The 19,130-nt window shown below is 35.9% G+C and carries 13 protein-coding genes; 7 read left to right on the top strand and 6 right to left on the bottom strand.

Annotated features, from left to right (window positions below; all coding sequences use genetic code 11):
* Positions 1–179: 179 nt before the first annotated feature.
* Positions 180–2,186: a helicase gene (locus H7A25_15340; protein ID MCP5501273.1), complete on the top strand. Its 2,007-nt coding sequence runs from the start codon at positions 180–182 to the stop codon at positions 2,184–2,186.
* A gap of 3 nt (positions 2,187–2,189) precedes the next feature.
* On the opposite strand, the gene H7A25_15335 is transcribed toward H7A25_15340, so the two are convergent.
* Positions 2,190–2,468 (bottom strand): hypothetical protein, encoded by a 279-nt coding sequence (locus H7A25_15335; GenBank protein ID MCP5501272.1) that lies wholly within the window; start codon positions 2,466–2,468, stop codon positions 2,190–2,192.
* Positions 2,469–2,620: 152 nt separating this feature from the next.
* Positions 2,621–3,403 carry a sulfite exporter TauE/SafE family protein gene (locus H7A25_15330; GenBank protein MCP5501271.1) on the bottom strand — a complete coding sequence of 261 codons (783 nt, stop codon included), beginning with the start codon at positions 3,401–3,403 and terminating at the stop codon, positions 2,621–2,623.
* A 165-nt stretch (positions 3,404–3,568) separates the two neighbouring features.
* Between H7A25_15330 and H7A25_15325 the strand changes: the two genes are divergently transcribed.
* The 4 genes from H7A25_15325 to H7A25_15310 all read left to right on the top strand — a co-directional run bounded on the left by H7A25_15325 (position 3,569) and on the right by H7A25_15310 (position 12,548).
* Positions 3,569–6,451 (top strand): TonB-dependent receptor, encoded by a 2,883-nt coding sequence (locus H7A25_15325; protein ID MCP5501270.1) that lies wholly within the window; start codon positions 3,569–3,571, stop codon positions 6,449–6,451.
* Between the two features lie 135 nt (positions 6,452–6,586).
* Complete coding sequence (locus tag H7A25_15320) at positions 6,587–6,850, top strand: hypothetical protein (protein ID MCP5501269.1); 264 nt, start codon at positions 6,587–6,589, stop codon at positions 6,848–6,850.
* Between the two features lie 335 nt (positions 6,851–7,185).
* Positions 7,186–12,039, top strand: coding sequence for a hypothetical protein (locus H7A25_15315; protein MCP5501268.1), 4,854 nt, complete (start codon positions 7,186–7,188; stop codon positions 12,037–12,039).
* Positions 12,030–12,548 (top strand): DUF3859 domain-containing protein, encoded by a 519-nt coding sequence (locus H7A25_15310; protein ID MCP5501267.1) that lies wholly within the window; start codon positions 12,030–12,032, stop codon positions 12,546–12,548. The genes H7A25_15315 and H7A25_15310 overlap by 10 nt, the downstream gene beginning before the upstream one ends.
* Before the next feature lie 5 nt (positions 12,549–12,553).
* Here the strand turns inward: H7A25_15310 and H7A25_15305 are convergent, their stop codons facing one another.
* Entirely contained in the window at positions 12,554–13,705 is a 1,152-nt protein-coding gene (locus H7A25_15305; protein MCP5501266.1) for a site-specific DNA-methyltransferase, read from the bottom strand.
* A 281-nt stretch (positions 13,706–13,986) separates the two neighbouring features.
* Here H7A25_15305 and H7A25_15300 point away from each other — a divergent pair, with 281 nt between their 5' ends.
* Complete coding sequence (locus tag H7A25_15300; protein MCP5501265.1) at positions 13,987–15,807, top strand: hypothetical protein; 1,821 nt, start codon at positions 13,987–13,989, stop codon at positions 15,805–15,807.
* A gap of 47 nt (positions 15,808–15,854) precedes the next feature.
* Positions 15,855–16,583: an amidohydrolase gene (locus H7A25_15295; GenBank protein MCP5501264.1), complete on the top strand. Its 729-nt coding sequence runs from the start codon at positions 15,855–15,857 to the stop codon at positions 16,581–16,583.
* Here H7A25_15295 and H7A25_15290 read toward each other — a convergent pair.
* From H7A25_15290 to H7A25_15280, 3 genes are read right to left on the bottom strand one after another with little or no spacing between them, the layout of a single operon-like run.
* Positions 16,580–18,220, bottom strand: coding sequence for a ferric reductase-like transmembrane domain-containing protein (locus H7A25_15290; GenBank protein ID MCP5501263.1), 1,641 nt, complete (start codon positions 18,218–18,220; stop codon positions 16,580–16,582). The two genes, H7A25_15295 and H7A25_15290, sit on opposite strands and share 4 nt — an antisense overlap.
* Complete coding sequence (locus tag H7A25_15285; GenBank protein MCP5501262.1) at positions 18,220–18,591, bottom strand: hypothetical protein; 372 nt, start codon at positions 18,589–18,591, stop codon at positions 18,220–18,222. Before H7A25_15285 ends, H7A25_15290 begins: the two co-directional genes overlap by 1 nt.
* Positions 18,581–19,129: a hypothetical protein gene (locus tag H7A25_15280; GenBank protein ID MCP5501261.1), complete on the bottom strand. Its 549-nt coding sequence runs from the start codon at positions 19,127–19,129 to the stop codon at positions 18,581–18,583. The genes H7A25_15285 and H7A25_15280 overlap by 11 nt, the downstream gene beginning before the upstream one ends.
* Position 19,130 lies beyond the last annotated feature (1 nt).

Genomic DNA, 19,130 nt, shown 5'->3' with positions numbered 1-19,130 from the left:
AATAAATCTAAAATTTTTTATCGAAAGTCGGTGATACTCTCCCGCCTGACTATAGGAATATGAGGTTTTTCTCGAAAACTTCGATTTCAGTTCCTCATAATTATATTTTTGTTTACAAATAGACTTCGCTATAACTTATTGATAATGAAACTTCCTCAATAAGGCCCTATAACCTGTCTATGGAACAAGAATCAATTTTAATTCAGGAACTATCAAAACTCGATCTCAATGAACTCAAGAAAATAGCTACCATCTGGAACATTTCCAAAACCAGCGGCAAAGATAAGAAAAGCCTCAATCATCTTCTTTACGAGTCGTTTCAGGATGAGTTTCATCTGAGAGGTGTTTTAGAAAAGCTATCTCCCCTTCAGGTAACCATTTACAGCCTGATTTTGAAAAATAAAAATGTTCAGACTCTCGGGGAAATCGTGAGAAAGGTAGCTTTGCAGGCCATTAACGTAGAAATGGAGTTAAACGTCCTGAGAAAATACTCTCTGGTTTACCAGAGGAAAAACCGGGAACGGCTGACCAATAATCTTGATAAGTATCATGCTTTTGAAGAAATTGCCAGACTGATAAAGCTCGATACAAACACGAAGGGAGAAAAATTTAAATTATCCCTTGAAAAAGAACTCGGAAAGTTAGCTATAGAAAAATTTCCGGAAAGTTGGATCAAGAGTTGCTATAAAGGTAAAAAGACCACTAAAGTTGAAGATTATGCGAAGTTTGCAGCTTCCGAAGAGGGTATAGAAGCAGCCCTCGCTACGATTGATGAAGCAGAAAAAGATGTATTAATTTATGTATTTACTCATGGTGGGGTAGTCGAAGCCGAAGTCTTGAGAAATTATATCAATATAAATCGTGGAAAATTTGAAGTGATGGTTCCCTCCTTACTTGATAAGTTTTTGATTCTGGATGAATATTTTATTGATGAGAAGTTTATGCGGGTCATCACCTTCCCGAAAGAGGTTTTTGATTACTTCCAGAAAAAGCCCCTAGTTGCTTCAGCTAAAAAAGGAACCCGGCAAAAACAGGAAAAAATTTGCACTAATGAATTAGATTTTTTTCTAAATATCAAAAAAATGATTTCTTATATTTCCAGAAAAGGTCTGACCCTGGCCAAATCTGGAAAGATAAAACAGGCAGATAATAAGCGTACCGAACAGGAATTACTCAAACCTGATATTGAAATTTTCCCGGAGAAAGGCCAGGTTTACCAGATTGAACTGGTTTTACCTATTTTAAGACTTTTAAATCTACTCGATATAAAGGGAGAAAATGTAATATTAACCGGGGATATTGATGTTATTCTAAAAAGAGACATTTTCGAACTCATGAATCTGGTGATTCACGAAGTGAACGAGTTTCGAACCAAGCGTTTGAATTATCCGGAGGTTTTTTCTGCCCAGGAAGTTCCTTTTTACGATAAGCCCATTTTGGACCGCTGCGTTAAAATCGTGATGGCTTCCCCGGAAAGGGTAAACCTTTCTGTAATTTTTGCGAATGTTGTAAGAGAGCAGCTTGTTTTTTCACCCGGTTTTAAAATTAAAAATTTCGAAGAAGACCTTGGAGATCTGAGAAAAGAGATTGTAAGTGCCATTTTTTATCTACACCTGTTTGGCCTTTTTGAAGTAGAATATCCGACTCGCTCCCTGGCTCTTTCCCCTCTGGGTAAGCATTATTATCAGATGATGCCGGTATCGAGAGAAACCGAAAAAGGTGGAATTACCATTAACCCGGACTTCTCCATCATTGCTTTTCCGGAGAAATGTTCTATTTACGGCATTCATATACTTAAGGCCTTTACCGAGCTGAAAGATTATGACAGGGTATATACCTTCCAGTTGAATAAAGATTCCTTTCAACAGGGAATTCTTCTGGGGTACAGCAAAGAAGTATTTGTAAATTTCTTAAAAGAATCCAGCAAAGCTGAACTGGCCCAAAACCTCCTCTTCTTATTAGAAGATTGGGGAACCAACTTACCTGTAGTGCAGATTAAGGAAGATTGCGTTCTGGTTCAAACAGCCGATCAAACTGTGATGGAGTTATTAGTTGGACAGATAAAGGGCAAAAAAATCATTCTTGAAGAAATTAGCCCTACTGCCATCATTATTGATAAGTCTAAAATCCAGGATGTAATCCTAATTTCAGAAAAACTTAACTTGATTATTAAATTAATGAGATAGAAATCAGGGTTGAGGATCGGTAACTCTTATAGTTGCTTTGAAATTCCAGGAACGGAAGGGAGAAAGGGCTTCCAGCCTCTCTTCTGTTACGTAAAACAGTCTGTCTCCGTACTTAACCAGGCCCCCTTTATAGTGGGCGTACTTTGTTTTATGATTTACCAGTCCGATTTCCTTGACCTTTTTCCAGTCTTCACATGTTTTTAAAGACGGAACCCGGGTCAGGTATAGTTCCTTAATCATATTGTCTTTTACTGCGTCTTTTAAAACTTTTTCCCACTCCATAAAGATAGGATCCTCGATTTTATTATTTTAAGAAACGTATAACTTCAGAAAGATATATGTCAATTTTATTTTCTAAAATAAATATAGTAAGAAAAAATTTATTAACCTATAAGCTGAACCGACTTAAACCCGGGCATTCTGGCAGGTTATCTTCAGGCATGCTTTCCGTGTCCGCTTCTGGCTTTTAAAATCAGTCGAATGGAAATAAAAATTGCGAAACTACAGAAGAGATATTTTAAAGTATCGCTACCCAATTTGTAGCTGAGTCCGACTCCCAGATAAGCAAAGAATAGTGCCGGAATTACAATAGGGGCGATGAATTTCCATTCAATATTGTCCCTTCTCAAATGGCCCAGGAAACCGGAAAGAGTCGTGGGTACAATGACTAATAGGCTTAAGGTTACACTCAAAATCATATCGGTACCAAAAAAACCGTTCAAACTACTTACAATTACAACCCCTCCACCTATGCCCAGAAGACTACTTAAAAGTCCTGTAACACTTCCGATGGCCACCATGATGGATGTGGATGGCAAGAAATGTTGCTGTGGTGAATGTTCAATAGCCGGGAAAAACAATATTTTAAAGCAGGTTAAGATAAGATAAATAGAGAAAATATACATCAACGCGGTTGAACGGAGTTTGTGTACCAGATAAACTCCAATCTGGGCTGCAAGAACTGCGGCAATCGCAAGAAAGGTTGTTTCTTGCCAGGGAAAGTGTTCATGAAGACGAATATAATGGGCATAAGCACTGATAATACTGATGGGTACAATACAGGTCAGGGAAGTTCCGATTGACTTTTTCATATCCAATCCGAGGATCGAGTTAAAAGCCGGGACAAAAATAATTCCTCCACCTACACCAAACAAACTGGATATAAGTCCACCCATCATCCCAACTAAAATTAATTTTATATATTGTTCAAGTTTCATCTAAATCCTCTTTCCGGAACCTATATTGCTTATAAATTTCATTTTTTTAAAAGAAAACCTGAGGACAAGCGAATAAGCAGGTTTATTCGATTCAGAACCTAAAAGTAAAAATTATCACTTGAATTTTTTCTAAATTTTCATAGTATCTCTTCGGTTTTCAAACATATGTGGATATTAAATTCTTTTTTATTTATAATTTTTTCTTTTTCTCTGGGTTTAAGTTCAGAGCCCGTGCCAACTAAAACACTTTTCTATGTACCCTTGAAAGCTTTTCGTTTTCAGAGAGATAAAAATTTAGAAAAGGACTTGAATCTAAAAATATCCGAGAAGCTAAAATCTGAGAACTACCCTATTCTTTTCGGCACTGATGATGAACTTGAAAGTAATCTAATACAGGCTAAACGGGAAGGAGCCGGTCTGGCTATTAGCGTGTACTATACCCGAAACCGATTGGGGAACCTTGAATTGTATGCCCAGGCGTATAATATTGAAACCGGCTATGTGATTGATGCTGTCTCGATTCGAGATGATATGATTATTTTTTCCGAGCTGAAATTAGAACCGGAAGAGTTTCGTATAGAGGATTCCAAACGAGTGGAACTTTTTATGAAACGTCTGGAAATGCTTGTTCGGTTGAATTCTTCCGGTAAAGAAAGGCCGGAGAATCTAAACCGGGAATTAATTGATACCCCGCTTTCCCAGGCAGTGAATTTTCCTATTCATATTTTAGATGACAAGGAAGAAGCCAAAAGTGCCTTTCAATTAATCGAGGATCAGCAGGTGGTTACCGCGACACGAACAAAAACCAGTGTTCGGGAGGCCCCGGCAGCCGTATACGTGGTAAGTGCCCGGGATATTCGACTCAGAGGCTATAGAACCCTTTCGGATGTATTGCACGATTTACCCGGATTTGATTTTCAGCATACTTACGGAGTGTATCCTGATCTGATTCATCAGAGGGGTTTAATCGGAACTATGCAAAGAACTCTTTTGTATATAGATGGAATTCCGGATAATAATATTTTTGAAAACGCAATGTTGGGAGGGACGGTTCGGTTTCCATTAAATAATGTAAAGCGTATCGAAGTAGTATCCGGCCCGGCATCGGCTATTTATGGAGCCAATGCGTTTAATGGAATTATTAATATTATTACAAAGGATGGAGAGTCTGAACCGGGTAGCCATGTAGATGTAAGTTACGGAACCTGGGAAAAACATTTTACTAACCCCGGTTATTCTTTCAGTTTATCTACTCGTGGGAAATCCGGTGAGATTCAATATAGTGTAGGTGCCTATTATTATCAAACCGCCGGGCCAAATTTTGCCGGAATACAAAAATTGGATAAGCCCAATTATGGCGCAACGGATGAGAATCCCTTTTATAATTATAATTACGACCCTTTTTATTATTATGAAAAAAAAGCCTGCGGAGGAAGTATTTGTAACCCGGGTGAATCTGCGGTGGGATATTATTCTTCTCCTGCTTATAATAATTCAAGGGAAGATACTTACAATATAACAGCAAAATTTCAAAAAGGGGGGCTTCGTTTTGAGACAGTAAACTGGCAGTATTTGCAAGCAGAAGGATTATTTGGAAATGGAACTCAATGGATTGATACAAAACAAAGAGGTCTGGAAACTAATAAGTTTGATACGAGAAATAATCTAAGAAGACTTGGGATTTTACTCGGATATTTAAAAAGTGGTGAAAAAGGATTTAGCGGTTCTAATTGGGATGTGAAGAATAATAGTATTCTTATGGGCTATTTACATAATATTACGGATAGCTTAAATATCGATACCGAAGTGATTGTAAGGCAAACCGATATTATTAATTCCAGCCAGGACTCGTATCCCCGTACCTTAGGCCCCGGCGCATATTACCAGCCCGGAGATGTAGACATTGCCGATACCTACGACAGACCTGATTATGCTTATCAGTTGGAAGAGCGCTTACAATGGAACCCTTCTTCAAAATTGAGTACTATAACCGGTGTTGTTGCCAAACATTTTGTGGCGGCCAGGGATTATGGAAGTTTCGAGAGATACAGGTATAATAACTTTGCAGTTTATTTACAACAACAATATAAACCGGTAGAAAAGTTAAGTTTAATGGCCGGATACAGGCATGACTATACAAGTAGTTATGGAAGTGCGAATACACCCAGATTAAGTGCGATATATTTTTGGAATAAAGATTTGTCTTTTAAATTTCTTCTGGGAACTGCGTTTCGGGAACCCAGTGGAGAAGAGCTTTATTCTTTAACTCCTCAGAGAAAGCCCAATGAAAGCTTAAGACCGGAGCTACTCCGTTCTTATGAACTGGGTTTTGCTTATAGATTTTTGAAGCGTTATTTCGTTTCTGCTCAATCTTATTATAACTCGATATCTAACCTGATACTGGAAGTTCAAACCCAGGATAGAGCAGAAATTCAGGGAAAGTTTCCGAATGGAGATAATCCCTGGAACCAGTATCAAAATATCGGAAAAGCAAAAATTTTTGGTCTGGAGTTGGAAGGTAAATTGAGCATAACAGATTCTTTAAGTTTAGATAGCAACTATACCTATAATTATGGTTATTATTATGATCTCCCTTCCAGTCTACAAAAATCTCCCTCAACTGTAGGTAGAAAAGGAGATAATTTAAAAGATGATATTTATCTTGCTACCTATAAAGCCATTACCGGGAACGATTCGGTTATCTCTAAGGGAGAAATACCGAATATCGCACCTAATAAGTTTTTTCTGGGCTTTAGTTATTTTATCAGAAAAAATGTATCGGTGTATATGGGTATGAATTTTGTTGATGCAAGAAAAACTATCGCGACTAATCCGGAGAAAAAAGTAGCTCCTTATAAATTTATAAAATTCAACTTTCGTTGGGAGGATTTTTTATATGAAGGAATGTATGTTCAGGTACATATAAATAACCTCTGGAATGAGCAATTTTTCGATCCGGGGATTCGGGTGGCAGATGGGAATTTTTATCCTAGTTTACATCCATTAGAAAGAAGAAATATCTGGCTCACACTCGGTTATAAGTTTTAAACCAGACTTTAGGTAAAAGTATAGTCGTTATGCGTAGTTAAGAAAAGAAGGAGTGCCCTTTCGGGCACTCAATTAAGGAGAAGTGATCAAGGAGAAGATTAGCTGCCGTTTCTTCGCAGCGTCCGGAGAAATATGATGAAACTACTGATAATTTCAAAAAAGAATCCGGAAACCGCAGGCTTCTTTTCGGAGGGAGAGGGAGTCAAGACTTTTCAAAACCTGCGGTCTCCGGCAGAAGGGGTTAGGGTACTGACTGACAAGACAAAGGATTATTTCATCATAGCTCTTAGATCTCTCTCTGCTGTATTAATAAGTGCTCTATATAGTGGAATTTCTTCCGGATTTTTACATTTTCTAAACCTGCTTTTCAGGATTGCCAGATCGTTTCTTAGTCTTTGAAGTTTAGTCATCTTTAACCTCTGCTATCGAATTTATAGGAACATCATATAACACTTTTTAAGATTAGTCAATAAATTATTTTTAAAAAAGGAAATTTTTTTACTAAATTTTTTATTAACTTCCGTATTGCATGAAGGTCGCATAATACCTTTTATGTAAATATTCTCGGTCAAATTTTTAGAAAACGAATGGATATTTTTTAAAATATTATGTCTCTAATAGGCTCAAACCCTATATTAAATCTATTTTAAGAATAGATGCTTCTATCTATTCGTCTAAAAAACTTCCTTTACAGCCAAAAGCCTACTGTAATTACTTCTAAACAGAGTTTCCGAATGGATATAAGAAAGTCAGTTCTCATTATTATTAAGTACAAGGAAAAAATACTTCTGCGTTATAATCCTAATTGGGGAGATATTTCTTTTGTTGGTGGTAAGCTCCAAATTGGAGAGGAAGAGCCTCTTCGGGCCGCATACAGGATTACCGAGAAAGAATTGGATATCCTCGGAGGTCTGGATTTTGAGCTTGAGCTAATCGATCCCGGAATGTTCCGTTTCGAAAGGAAAAGCCATACCAGTGGAGAGAAAACCCGGTATATTTTCTATCCCTTTTTTTTATACCTGAAAGAAAGCGGAAAAAGTCGCCTTACTTCACCGGATATTCGCTGGATTGAACTGAGTAAAGCTAGACCGGATTATAGAGACTCTCTTTCGGTTCCTTTAAGTAGTCTTGTTTCGAGTGTTCTGCAGCAGTTGTCCTTGCAGGAGAAAGATTCTTTTGATTATGCTAAGGAGCAGAATTTAAAAGCTTACCGGGAAGAGGTTATTCTGGCTGTTAATAACCAGGCTTCTTATGGTTTTATTGATGATGTAGAAAGGCGGATACTGGATAGGTTTCGCAAAAGCTGGCAATTGAGCGAGCTGGAAACGAAAAAGATAGAACACGAAATTATCTCTGCTATAAAAACAGATGATGTAATTGAAATCGAACATTTTGATCTTTTAGAAGAAGCCAGTTCCGGTTATCATAAATCCTTATTTTCCGATCTTCAATATTATGCCCGTGTAAAAAAATACTATCGTATTAGTATTCAAAACGTATTCAATGAAGGAAAAACGGGAGCTTTAGTTTTTCAAATTCGTGCGAGAAAAGGTCATGAAAGCGTTAGCCGAATTTTAAAGTATGATTTCTATCTCAGAATTCAAAAAGAATATACAAACTTTATTGAAAATGAGAGACTGCATGCAGTCTTCGCTTCTCCAAAATGTGAACAAATTCTAATACAGGAGAATGGATTTTTGGAACTTCAACCGGCGGATGATTTTGCGAATGCAAGAGAGATGAATTCCTTGCGACAATTATTTACTTCCGGTGTTTATTCTATTTCTGATGATATTCAAAGAAAATCTTTACTTTTAGAAGCACTAAGAGAAATTTTAAACTGGCTTTTCAGTAAAGTTTATCAGACTGAGAGCAAGCCATTCTTGAGATTACATACTGAATACCAGAATGCCTTTGACCATTTTTTGCCACCCCGCTGGTTTTTGGATGGGAAAATTTTACCTTCCGGTAAAATCTTTACTGATAAAAATTTAATTAAAATTCCCAAGAAAAATGTAATTAGTTATGATTTAAAAAGAAATAACTCACATATTGAGCTTACTGTAAAAGCCTGGTTTACCCAGAAAGGCTCAGAACTTCAATATAGATGTGATGTAGTATGTCAGTTAAGCCAGCAGGAAGCTGTTATATTAGGAGATGATAAAGCCTGGGAGTTATATGTTGCAAAAGGGCAGGGGCAACCTTACCGAAAACATTTTTTAAAGAAAATTAAGGAAGAAACCGAGTGGCTCTGGAAAAAGGCAGAGAAGCTTTCCTTGAGCTCTTTTTTGCGGGAAGGGGGGGAGGGGGCAAACTCCTTTGAAACTGGCTATTATCTTGAATCTCTTTTGAAGCGTTCCGGTAGGATTATCAATACTTCTTTTTTACATGGTGATTTCAATCCATCGAACCTTCTTTTCTGTAGATCGGAAGCCAGTAAATATTATCCTATTCTAATAGATTTTTATGACACCGGCTTGGATGGAAATTTGTTTTTTGATCTTGCCAGATTAGAAATTGAACTGGTAACCATCCTTTTAACTTCTTATTTGCATAATACTCTGGGTATTCCTCTTGATTGCAAAGAGATACAGAATAGCGAATTGGAGTTTATTCTTGATTGGGAAGAAGAGTTATTTCAATTGAAGAGTTCCTCTCTTTTTTCGGGAGATTTTATTCTCTTAGAATTAAGAACCATTATCCATGAACTAATTGCAAATTATTTACCGGGTGATTTTTCTGATTTTCTCTGGCTTAAGAATTATTATTTTGCCCTGGGCATATTTGGTATATCATTTCAGAAGTTTCAAAAAGAAAGTAACTTAAGTCGCTACATTGCACTTATATGGGCAGCCCGATCCATGAATCGGGTGGAACGCTTTCAGGATTTTATAGAAACCCGTATATTTACAAATAGAACTCAGGAGCAATATTCTAACAAAGATAATAAGAGTCCGGTAGATAAATTAATTTCTCGTTGTGAACAGGTTAATAAACTATATGATTTAGAAAATCCGGGAAGTCGCATAGATACTGAGTTATTTGTTGATTACTTTCCTCATTTAAAATCCAGAATAACCTCTTTCCTTTCACAAAATGATTATTCAGTATTCTTTATACTCGATGAACAGGGAAGCGGAAAGAGTTGGCTATTGCATTCTTATTTTATAAGGGGAGAGGTTGAATTTCCTTTTATTTTTATTCAGGGTAAGGAATACCTTGAAGATGAACTTGGTTATTTGAAAAAGATACAATTAAGTTTAAAACTTTCGGGAGATTGGGTCGAAAAAATTAGTGAATCCGATTTGAAAGGGAAAGATATTCCCTTTTGTATCATTATGGAAAATATTACCGATAATTCTAAACCTACACTTGCCAGGGATGCCTTAAAGGTGCTGTTACGACAGGTAAAAGATAGTAAAGTGAAAGTGTTGGTAACAGGAGAGCCCTGGTTTTGGGATGAAGTTTTAGAAGGAGATGAATTTGTAAACCACATAGCTTTTAGAAATTATCTTGATGAATCTAAAAGACGTTTCACTTATTATTCTAATATGGAACAGGCAAAAGGAGTTCACCAAAACTTACTCATTCAAAACTATTTCCGAAAATATAAAATCAGGGGAGAGCTTAGCGGTAAAGCCCTGGAGATAGTCGAAAAACCCGGTTTCTTACGACTTTTTGCCGAAGTGATGCAGAATAAAATTATCGGAACGCAAGATTTTATTCTCTGGTTCGATATTATGCAGGCCTATGTTCATAATAAGTTTAAAGAAATTCAGAAAGACTGTATGTTATCTCTGGAGGTTATTCGAGATCTGGCTTATTCTATTTCCGGTATGATGAATACAGCTTCTACAAATATTCTTTCTATTATTGATGTTCTGGAAAGTATTCCACTTGAAATAAGAGATGTAACGGAAGCGAATGTGAAAAGCTTTATTATCTCCGGCATGAAAGTAAAGTTTTTTCAAAACCATAACACAAGACTTTCCTTTGTATACCCGGATGTCTTGCCCTTTTTGAATTCTGGCCGAATTGTTCGTGAATGGAGCTATAGTAGGGACGAAAAGCAGGAAGTTGCGAACTGGTTGGAATCGAATTTATATAAAATAACAGAAAACACAACAGAGTATTTAATTTCTAATATTGCGAGGCATCAGTTCAATTTGAAGAATAAAGACGGGTTTGAATATTTATTTGAGTCTTTACTGAAAAAATTTCGTCTTTATCCCGTACCTATTTTACGTATCTTTTCAAAAACAATTCCGGCTCTACCTTATGTTCCATCTAAACTGATTAAGTATCTCAATGAATTGTCGGATAGTCTGGAACGTTTGGATTCTAGTGATAAGAACAAAATGCACCATGAAATAGAGGCTTTTCATAGAAGGCTTCAAAATGTTGACTATTCCGAAGATGCCAAAAGTTGGATTAGTCAGGTAGAAAAAGTTAGTCGGGAAGAAATTGCAACATTCTATTTGAATATGTCTGAATATGAATTTTCTAAATTTCTATTATACTTAGAAAATGGAGATACACGAAAAGGAGAAAAGTTTACTAAAACTTTTATTTTTCCCTGTATTGGAACTTTTTCAAAAAATCTTTCAATTTATACTCATGAAAACATTGATAGAATTCTTGTACTGTATGGTAGTGTTTTTGAATTAAATAAAGATCTCAACTATGACAATATTATTTCTGTGTATGATCTTTTTACTGAGATTGTGCAGCATGATAAGCATTACTTAAATACAGCTATTCGGGCACTTGCCACTTTTAGAATTCAAGATATAAGTTCTTTTAGGAGGTTCTCATCTTTAATTGCAAAATGGTTATCATTTTATGCTACAGAACTCGGTAATCGGAAAGCTATACTATCGGTTTGGATTCCTTATATAATAACTTACTATAATAGACTTTCTAATCCGGTTGACTATGAAGCCTATCAATCGTTATTATCTGTTTTACCTTCAGGGGATGAATTATACAATCTTGGACTTAATGAGAAATTTGCAACTGAGCTGGCGAATTATTTAACAAAAAATTTACCCATCTCTATTACCTTATATGAGAGATTAGCCCCTAATCTTTCAATACCAAACTGGAAACGAGAAATTGATAAAAATAGAGCTTATGTAGAAACACAAAATGTTGTTTATGTTTTGATAAAATATAAAGAAAGTATTTTATTACAATATAATCCTTCCTGGGAAGATTATAATTGGCCGGGAAAGCAATTAAATACTGAAGGAACTGAAAGTGCCAAAATACTTGCAAGAGAAATTTTGTCGTCTAAATTTATCTTATCTTATCCCGGAGATTTTGAAGTAGAAGAATATAAGAGAAGAATTCCCGTTTTTGAAAATTACAGTCGATCCAGAGCCAAGTTGGTTCGTTATACACCCTATCTCTTTATTGTGAAATTAAACGACAAAAGCTTAATGGAGAAAATTCTCGATGATATGAATAATATCTTATTTTCTGTGAAAGATTTTCAAAATTCTTCTGATATTGTTTTATCTCTCGCTGTACGGAAGATTTTAAGTTTTATAAAACAGGATTGGGAAAGGCTTCCTGAATGCGTTTAATAATTCTGGGCTTTATTGTTTTTTACCTTGGAATAGTATTTGGTCTTTATTCGGAAGAAGTTTTTTGCAGGATAGAAGCATATGGTATTTTAGAACCACAGGGAAATACATTTTATAGCTTTGAAGAAGAAAAGTTAGTGAAAAGATATAAATCTGTTCACCTTATTCAGAAAACAAGCCACATAGATCCGGTTTTGGGTTTGAACTTTGGTATTATATATAAACTTTATAACATTTATACTGACGGACACCTGGATACAGTTGAAGAGCGAATCTTATTTCCTTCTCAGGGGAAAAAGCAGAGAGAATTGATTCAGATATCGAGTAAGATTCTTCCGGAGAATGGCGTGGCCGAATCTTTTATGATTTTCTCATTTGATCAGGAAGAAGAAATGAAAATCGGAACCTGGTTTTTCCAGATTTTATACCGGGGGAAAATTTTATGTGGGTTTTCGTTCGAGGTTCAGAAGGAGGATGATTTTCATCCTCCTCGTTTAAAGTTAAAATAGAGGTTTCATTTTAAGTTTTCAAATACGACACAACGGTTTGTATTGGTTCCTAATTTATTATTCGAAACATTCCAGCAGTTAGAAAGTTTGGTGAAGGATTGTGAATTTATATAGGTTTTAACCCAGTTCATATTTGTATTTTTTGAAGCTTGAATTACGAGTTCATCAAGATTTATCATCTCTTTTCCTTTTTTTACTTCTCCAACCTCAATAACAAACAGGGCTTTCTTTTTCATTACCCTTGAACACTCTTTGAGTGTTGCCTGTATAAAAGAGGTCCAGGAATCAAGATTATGTATAATAGAAATGTCTTTTACATCTTCTTTATCATAACCTAAAAACCAGGTTTTCATCCAATTGTCCTGTATGTAATCTACCTTATCCAAAAATGGAGGAGAGGTTACAGCCAAATCGGCTATCGAATCTGACAGGGAAAACATGTTTGTCGCAGAATGATTACTGTAGATATTGTGCCTTGCAAATTCATGATAAAAAGGAGGTAAGGGACTTGAAAGATCTCTCTTCATCTTCGCCAGTATTCTCGGTTTCACGGCTCTGTATTCCGGAGTTTGATTTCTTTTAATATTGTTTTTCTTCTGAGCTTCCGGAGAAATCGAAAATTGGGGGAAGGTATAAACCGAAAAGAAGCCCGGACTATGTCCGTGTAATCGAGAAAGAGCAGTTAACATAATATACTGCATTTCTGCTGAAGAATCTTTTTTATAAAGCTGTTTTAAGTTTTTTATTTCCTTTAAAGTATCTTTATGAAAGAAAGCGAGGAGACCTTCATCTTCTTTGGATTCTTTTACTTTTTTTGAAAGGTCGAGAGAATTAAGTTTGTTTTCCAGGTCTGCAAGGGAAGGAATTGTCTGTCTTGAACTTGCCAGGAAAATTGATATAGGACTTATATCATTATGAATTGCATAATGTCCTAATAAATTAGCTTCTAATGTAGTTGTACCCCTTCCACCAAATGGATCCAGGATAACTCTGCTTTTCTTATTTAGAAACTCATTAATAAAAAAAGAAGGAAGTTCCGGTTTAAAGGAAGCCCTGTAACTAACCGCATAGTGAATGTTATGTGACTGTCTTTGTTTTGATGTCCAAAATTCTCCAAATTCGACTCTCTCTAAATCTCTTTTGAGCTGTGTATGCAGCATAATTAAAATTCCCCTAATAACTAATAAAAACATCGGAGAGAACAGAATTTTTGGCAGATAAAAAATACTTTACAAATCAAGAAAGTAGAATAATTTTAAAGTTCATAATCTGAATGATAGCGAATATAAGTTTTTATGTCTCATATTATGGTTAATGGCTCTTGTTGGGTATTTTTAGAGATTCATTGGCCTTCATTTTCCGGGTTTCATTCAGGTGATTTTTTGCTTTTAAACATGGGCCTATTCTAACAGATTGTTTTTAAGCTCAGAGGACGTTTATGGGAGAATTCGATAAAACAAAAAAAGCGATTGGCATTGGCAAAATGGACGACAAAGACCGTGAACAAATGTTCAATAAGTTCAAATCTGCTGGTGGAGAAGTAGTAAAAGATAAAAAACCGGAAGAAGATCCTTCACAGAAAAATCGCTCCAAGAACCGTCCCTCTACAGGTAGTTCCGGAAAAGGTACGGGAGGCAGTGTAGCCCGGCGTTCTTCAGGTACCACTTCGAATCGATCCAAACAAAGTGAAACCAGTTCTCCTTATATTCTTCCGAGTGGAAAAAAAGAAAAATCTCAGCAAGAAATTGAAGCCCAGATGGGAAATTTCCTGAATCGCCTGATTATTAAATTTAAATGCTGGGCAGGAAAGGTTACGAGCTTTGGCAACTCCGACTTATTAGCAGAATTCATTTCCGAATTGAACCTTGAATGCAAAAACTCTCTTTTAGAGATGAAAATGGCAGGTTTGGATATCATGGCCGATCCGGGTGTTGGGAAAAAAATTGCCACAGAGCTGGATAAAATCAACCCTCTCTACATAGAGTTGATTGGCAAGGCTCATAAACTTTATGATAGTTCCGAGTTTGAATCTATAAGTGGTACATATAACTCGAATCAGAATTTTTCCGTTCCTATTGATAGGGCAGCACCCTCCGTATATTCTTTATATAGAAAAATTTATTATCTTTATTCTTTCCAGGGGACGTATAGAAAAGGAATCATCCTCGCTTATGACCTTCTTCAGAAAATTGAGAAAAAGCCTGCGATTATCTATACAACTAAGAAAAAAAGAATTAGTGCCGCTATTAATACGATTTTTGATAGAATGTTTCCCAAGCTCTATCTTGTGATTCTTCGTAATGAATCTAAAAATATTCCTATGGTTTCCTTTTATATGGAGAATCTTCTGGGAATTATAGATGAAGAAAAACCGGGAAAGCGAAAACCCGGAGATCCATTGCCCATTAGTTCGAATGAGGAAGAAATCGAGAATGTCGAAGAAGGAGAGGAGGAGGAAGAAGTGGAAGAAAATGAAGAGGACTTTTCTTCTGTTCCTTCTGAATTGAAACTGGGTTTGAAATTTATGTCTGAACAAACTGTCGAGGACTTGAAGCAGAAATATGATCCAAGAAACGAACTAAATATTATACCCAAAAATGATAAGGCTATGATAGCTTATCTTTATTTTCGTGAATTTGATTATGAGTATTCCTTCGTTCTGACCACAAAAAAGATCCAATATAAGGTGACAACCGATACTAACTCAAAGAAAATTGATAACCGTCAGATACTTCTGGATATATATGAACTTTCGCGGGCCTGCATGGATCAATTCAGAATTTATCAGGATGTGATAGAAGAAATTGGTAAAAACAGGGATAATCCGAGTGCAAATTACATCGATGCATCTAAAAAAGCTACCCAGATGGAACAGAAGCGGATCCAGCAATCCAGAAACCTGAGAAATTCTATAAAAGAATACACTGAGAATACTCGAAATGCTTTAAAAACAGTTCTTGATGACCTGAGGGGAAGTAGAAATATAGTGGGTAATCCTGATGAATTGATGGTATTTGATGCGATTGAATCCAAAAAACGTTTTCATAGACTTCCCATTAAAGAATGTATCTTAAATACGTATGCGTATAGCTATGCTCTTTCTGAACGCTTAAATCATGGTGATTTGTATGGAGGGGTCGTTGAACTCAGTCCTGAAGAAATGACCGTTATAAATGACTTTAACATCCCTGTAAAAGAAGGTGAATTGGATATGGAAAATTTACTTGGCAGTAATAAACAATCCAATTCAATAGACTAAGAGGGTATAACTGTTCGATTTTTCGGACTTGGTGGTGGAAACAGAACATGTCAATAATTAAGGTTACTTTATTTCAAAAGAACATAAAGCAGGACATAAATAGAGATCAGAAGGTTAAGCTTATTTCCCAGAAGTCTGATTTTCTGGTATTTCCTGAATATTTTCCTTTAACCGGTAGATGGACTGAGAAAAATCCTATTGAAAACTCTAAAATTTATATCGATAGGCTTCTAGAGGTATCAGAATACTATAAAGGAGTAATTATCGGGGGAAGCGTTTTTCGTGAGTTTAATGGAGAGATTTATAATTCCTGTCCTATTATAAAAGATCTATCACTTATTGATTGGTATGACAAAAAAAAAGTAAAAGATAATTCCGGCTCTCTGAAATTAAGTCCGGGTAAAAGTGAAGGTATTTTTATTCTTTCCGGGGTTCGATTTGGAGTTTGTCTGGGAGATGATATTCGGGACGAGTCTATTTTACAGTCTTTTCAGGATGAAAAAGTAGAAATTATTTTTAATCCCTGTAGTATCGGTATGGTTTCAAATGAAGAAGAAAGTTATGCTGAAGATCTAAAAACTTTTCCTGAATTATCCGGTAAGTTTTCTTTAAACCTGGTTCGGGTTTGTAGCCTCGGTGATATTTTTTCTTCAAGGTTAACCGGAAGGAGCCTTTATTCTTCGGCCAGCGGGATAAAATGGAAAGTGGCACCTTTCGAAAACCAGACAGAAATAATCAAAACTTTAAGTATCACTTTATCCGGAAAAATTTCCTAAAGAATTTCATATAAACAATAATAACCGGTTTTTCCCTTTATTTCTGTTTCAAATTTTCTACCTATAGAGATTTCTTGTTCCTGGATTCTTTCATAAACATCTTTAGAAACCAGAATCTCTGCTTTTAAATCCTTGGTTTTAGATTCTATACGAGACGCCAGATTGACAGTGTCTCCTAAAGCCGTAAATTCCATTTTCATATGAAAGCCCATTTTACCGATAATTACCGGACCGAAATGTATTCCGATTCCAATAGAAAAGGTATGATGAAAGTGTTCTTTTAAATATTGATTTACCTCTTCCAGGCTTTTCAGCATATCTTTGGCCGCAAGAACTGCATCTACACAGGGGTCTATCGTTCTGGATTCGTCTAATCCAAAAAGAACCATAATTCCATCTCCCATATATTTGTCGATGTAGCCTCTGTGTTTATGGATGGCGGCACCTATGGTATTAAAATACTTATTTAACATATGAACCACGTCATAGGGCAGATTCGATTCGGTGAAGGGAGTGAAAGACCGAATGTCTGAAAAAAGTACAGCCATTTTCTTTTCCTTGCCGGAAACCGGTCGATAAGCATTCCCTTCATTCTGAATTTCTTCTATATCATCCTTATCAAAAACAAGGCGTTTTAGTTTTAAGTCTCCATCGGAATAAGTTTGACAGGCCAGGCGTACGGTATCATCCAGACCTTTTTTTATTGCCAACTTTTTCTCGGCTTCATTTCGATGATTACAATATTCTAAACCTTCAAGAATTAAAACTCTACAAGTGGAACACCTTGCATTGCCTCCGCATTCAAAAATATGAGGAATATCTGCGTCAAGGGCGTTTTCTAATAATGATTTTGTTGAGTCAGCTTGAATTTTTCTTTCTCCTACAAAATCCAATATAATGTTACATACTTTCGCTTGATTGGATTTTGAAGAGTCCTTGATTTTATCTTCTAAAAATTTGGTTTCTGATAGAAATAATTCCAGATAAGAATCTTTTTCTTCTTTATTTTTGAATAGATTCTTTCCAAATTTTAGCTCATATAAATGGAGGGAATATAACTGTATGCTAAATAGCAAACCAAGAAAAGGATATAGAATATATAATATTATTTCTCCATCCTCCCTTAAAACGGGACCAAATAAAATATGGAGAATTGCGAGGAAAAAGGCCGGGTAAACAAGCAAATGGATGAATTTCCAGGACTCAGCTAATTTGGAAACAAAGAAATTATTGGACGTGAATGCAAGAACACATAAAATTAGCCAGGCTGTAAAACCAAACCATTCATGAGGTATTCCTTCCGGTTTTATATTAAAATAAGAAATAAACAAAAGATGATATTTTCCTTCAGTTAGTAAGCCTCCTGCAAATAAGCCATGAATGCTGGCAAGAGAAACGGTAATAATCCCGGTATGTCTTCTGTGTATTAGAAGGGGTTTTAATGAGCTGTATATATTGGTAAGGGGACCGAGTGAAAGGGTGTAACTTAGCAGAATGAATGTGATGATTCCGCTTGTATGAATAAAATGTCCTTCCGGTCTATTAGTTCCCAAGAAAAAATAGAAAGATAGGACAAAGGCAAGGCTGATGAGTATTAAAAGGATAAGATCGTAAGTTCGTTTTGAAATTTGTTTCATTACTTTTTTTGAATATCGTAAATTTCTATCATACTCATATTTGCATCTTGAATGAGGCTTCCCCGGATAATAACCGGTATTCCTACAAAGGGAAGAACCAATTCATTAGCAGGAGTTTTCATTTTACCAACAAGAAGATAATACCTGTATCCTTTTCCGGTTCGATTTTTTACTTTTAAAAGTGGTGGAATTCCATTTTTAATACACTGTATGGCACAAATACGATGTGATTTTCCTTCTCCCGGACTCATGGCTCCCAGGGCGCATTTTGAGTCTACAATCTCTCCGGTAAATTGGATTTCCTCATCTTTCCAGGTCGGGGCCAAGAAGAAAAAAGAAAGTATAAATGGTATGGCTAATTTAATATACATGTTGTATAATCCTCTTTATCTGGAGCTTTTTTTTGAATGGAGCTGTTCTATAAAGGATGAGTCCATCGTATTCCCGGTAAAAATAAAAAAAATGATCTTCCGGATCTTCTTTTAAATGTCCCAAGAAATATACCTTGTCCTTTTCGGGAATCATACCTAGATGATGGATGAAATAAAGAGAGGAACCTTCTGTTCGGGGTATAATTTTTTCATATTTCGCCTTTCCCATTGCAAGACTCACATCCGATAAGAGTTCTTTTGGTCCGTCTGATATAAACTTTAAACTGACATTGGGTAAGCTCTCAGCTATTTCAAAATTTAATAATAACTCTGCTTCCAGGTTTGGAGGAAAATGAACTGCAAGATTTCCTTTTTTAGAGGAACTGTCAGCCCTGAGAGGAAAGGTTTCGGGGCTGTCTCCGACTGAGCTTTCAAATTTTTTAAGATACTGGGTTCTATAAAAATGTATAGAAACAACTGAAAAAATACTAAAAAAAATCATCCAGAGAATGAGTCTTCTATGGAGAAGTTGTTCCATC

It is taken from the genome of Leptospiraceae bacterium, from assembly GCA_024233835.1.
Classification (GTDB): domain Bacteria; phylum Spirochaetota; class Leptospiria; order Leptospirales; family Leptospiraceae; genus JACKPC01.
The sequence above is the reverse complement of the archived record's forward strand: the minus strand, read 5'-3'. Positions and strand labels throughout refer to the sequence as shown.

Coding starts and splice junctions, on each gene's coding strand:
- H7A25_15335 (MCP5501272.1), bottom strand. CDS start 2,468: ATGGAGTGGGAAAAAGTTTTAAAAGACGCAGTAAAAGACAATATGATT.
- H7A25_15340 (MCP5501273.1), top strand. CDS start 180: ATGGAACAAGAATCAATTTTAATTCAGGAACTATCAAAACTCGATCTC.
- H7A25_15315 (MCP5501268.1), top strand. CDS start 7,186: ATGGATATAAGAAAGTCAGTTCTCATTATTATTAAGTACAAGGAAAAA.
- H7A25_15300 (MCP5501265.1), top strand. CDS start 13,987: ATGGGAGAATTCGATAAAACAAAAAAAGCGATTGGCATTGGCAAAATG.
- H7A25_15295 (MCP5501264.1), top strand. CDS start 15,855: ATGTCAATAATTAAGGTTACTTTATTTCAAAAGAACATAAAGCAGGAC.
- H7A25_15330 (MCP5501271.1), bottom strand. CDS start 3,403: ATGAAACTTGAACAATATATAAAATTAATTTTAGTTGGGATGATGGGT.
- H7A25_15285 (MCP5501262.1), bottom strand. CDS start 18,591: ATGTATATTAAATTAGCCATACCATTTATACTTTCTTTTTTCTTCTTG.
- H7A25_15310 (MCP5501267.1), top strand. CDS start 12,030: ATGCGTTTAATAATTCTGGGCTTTATTGTTTTTTACCTTGGAATAGTA.
- H7A25_15320 (MCP5501269.1), top strand. CDS start 6,587: ATGAAACTACTGATAATTTCAAAAAAGAATCCGGAAACCGCAGGCTTC.
- H7A25_15325 (MCP5501270.1), top strand. CDS start 3,569: ATGTGGATATTAAATTCTTTTTTATTTATAATTTTTTCTTTTTCTCTG.
- H7A25_15290 (MCP5501263.1), bottom strand. CDS start 18,220: ATGAAACAAATTTCAAAACGAACTTACGATCTTATCCTTTTAATACTC.
- H7A25_15280 (MCP5501261.1), bottom strand. CDS start 19,129: ATGGAACAACTTCTCCATAGAAGACTCATTCTCTGGATGATTTTTTTT.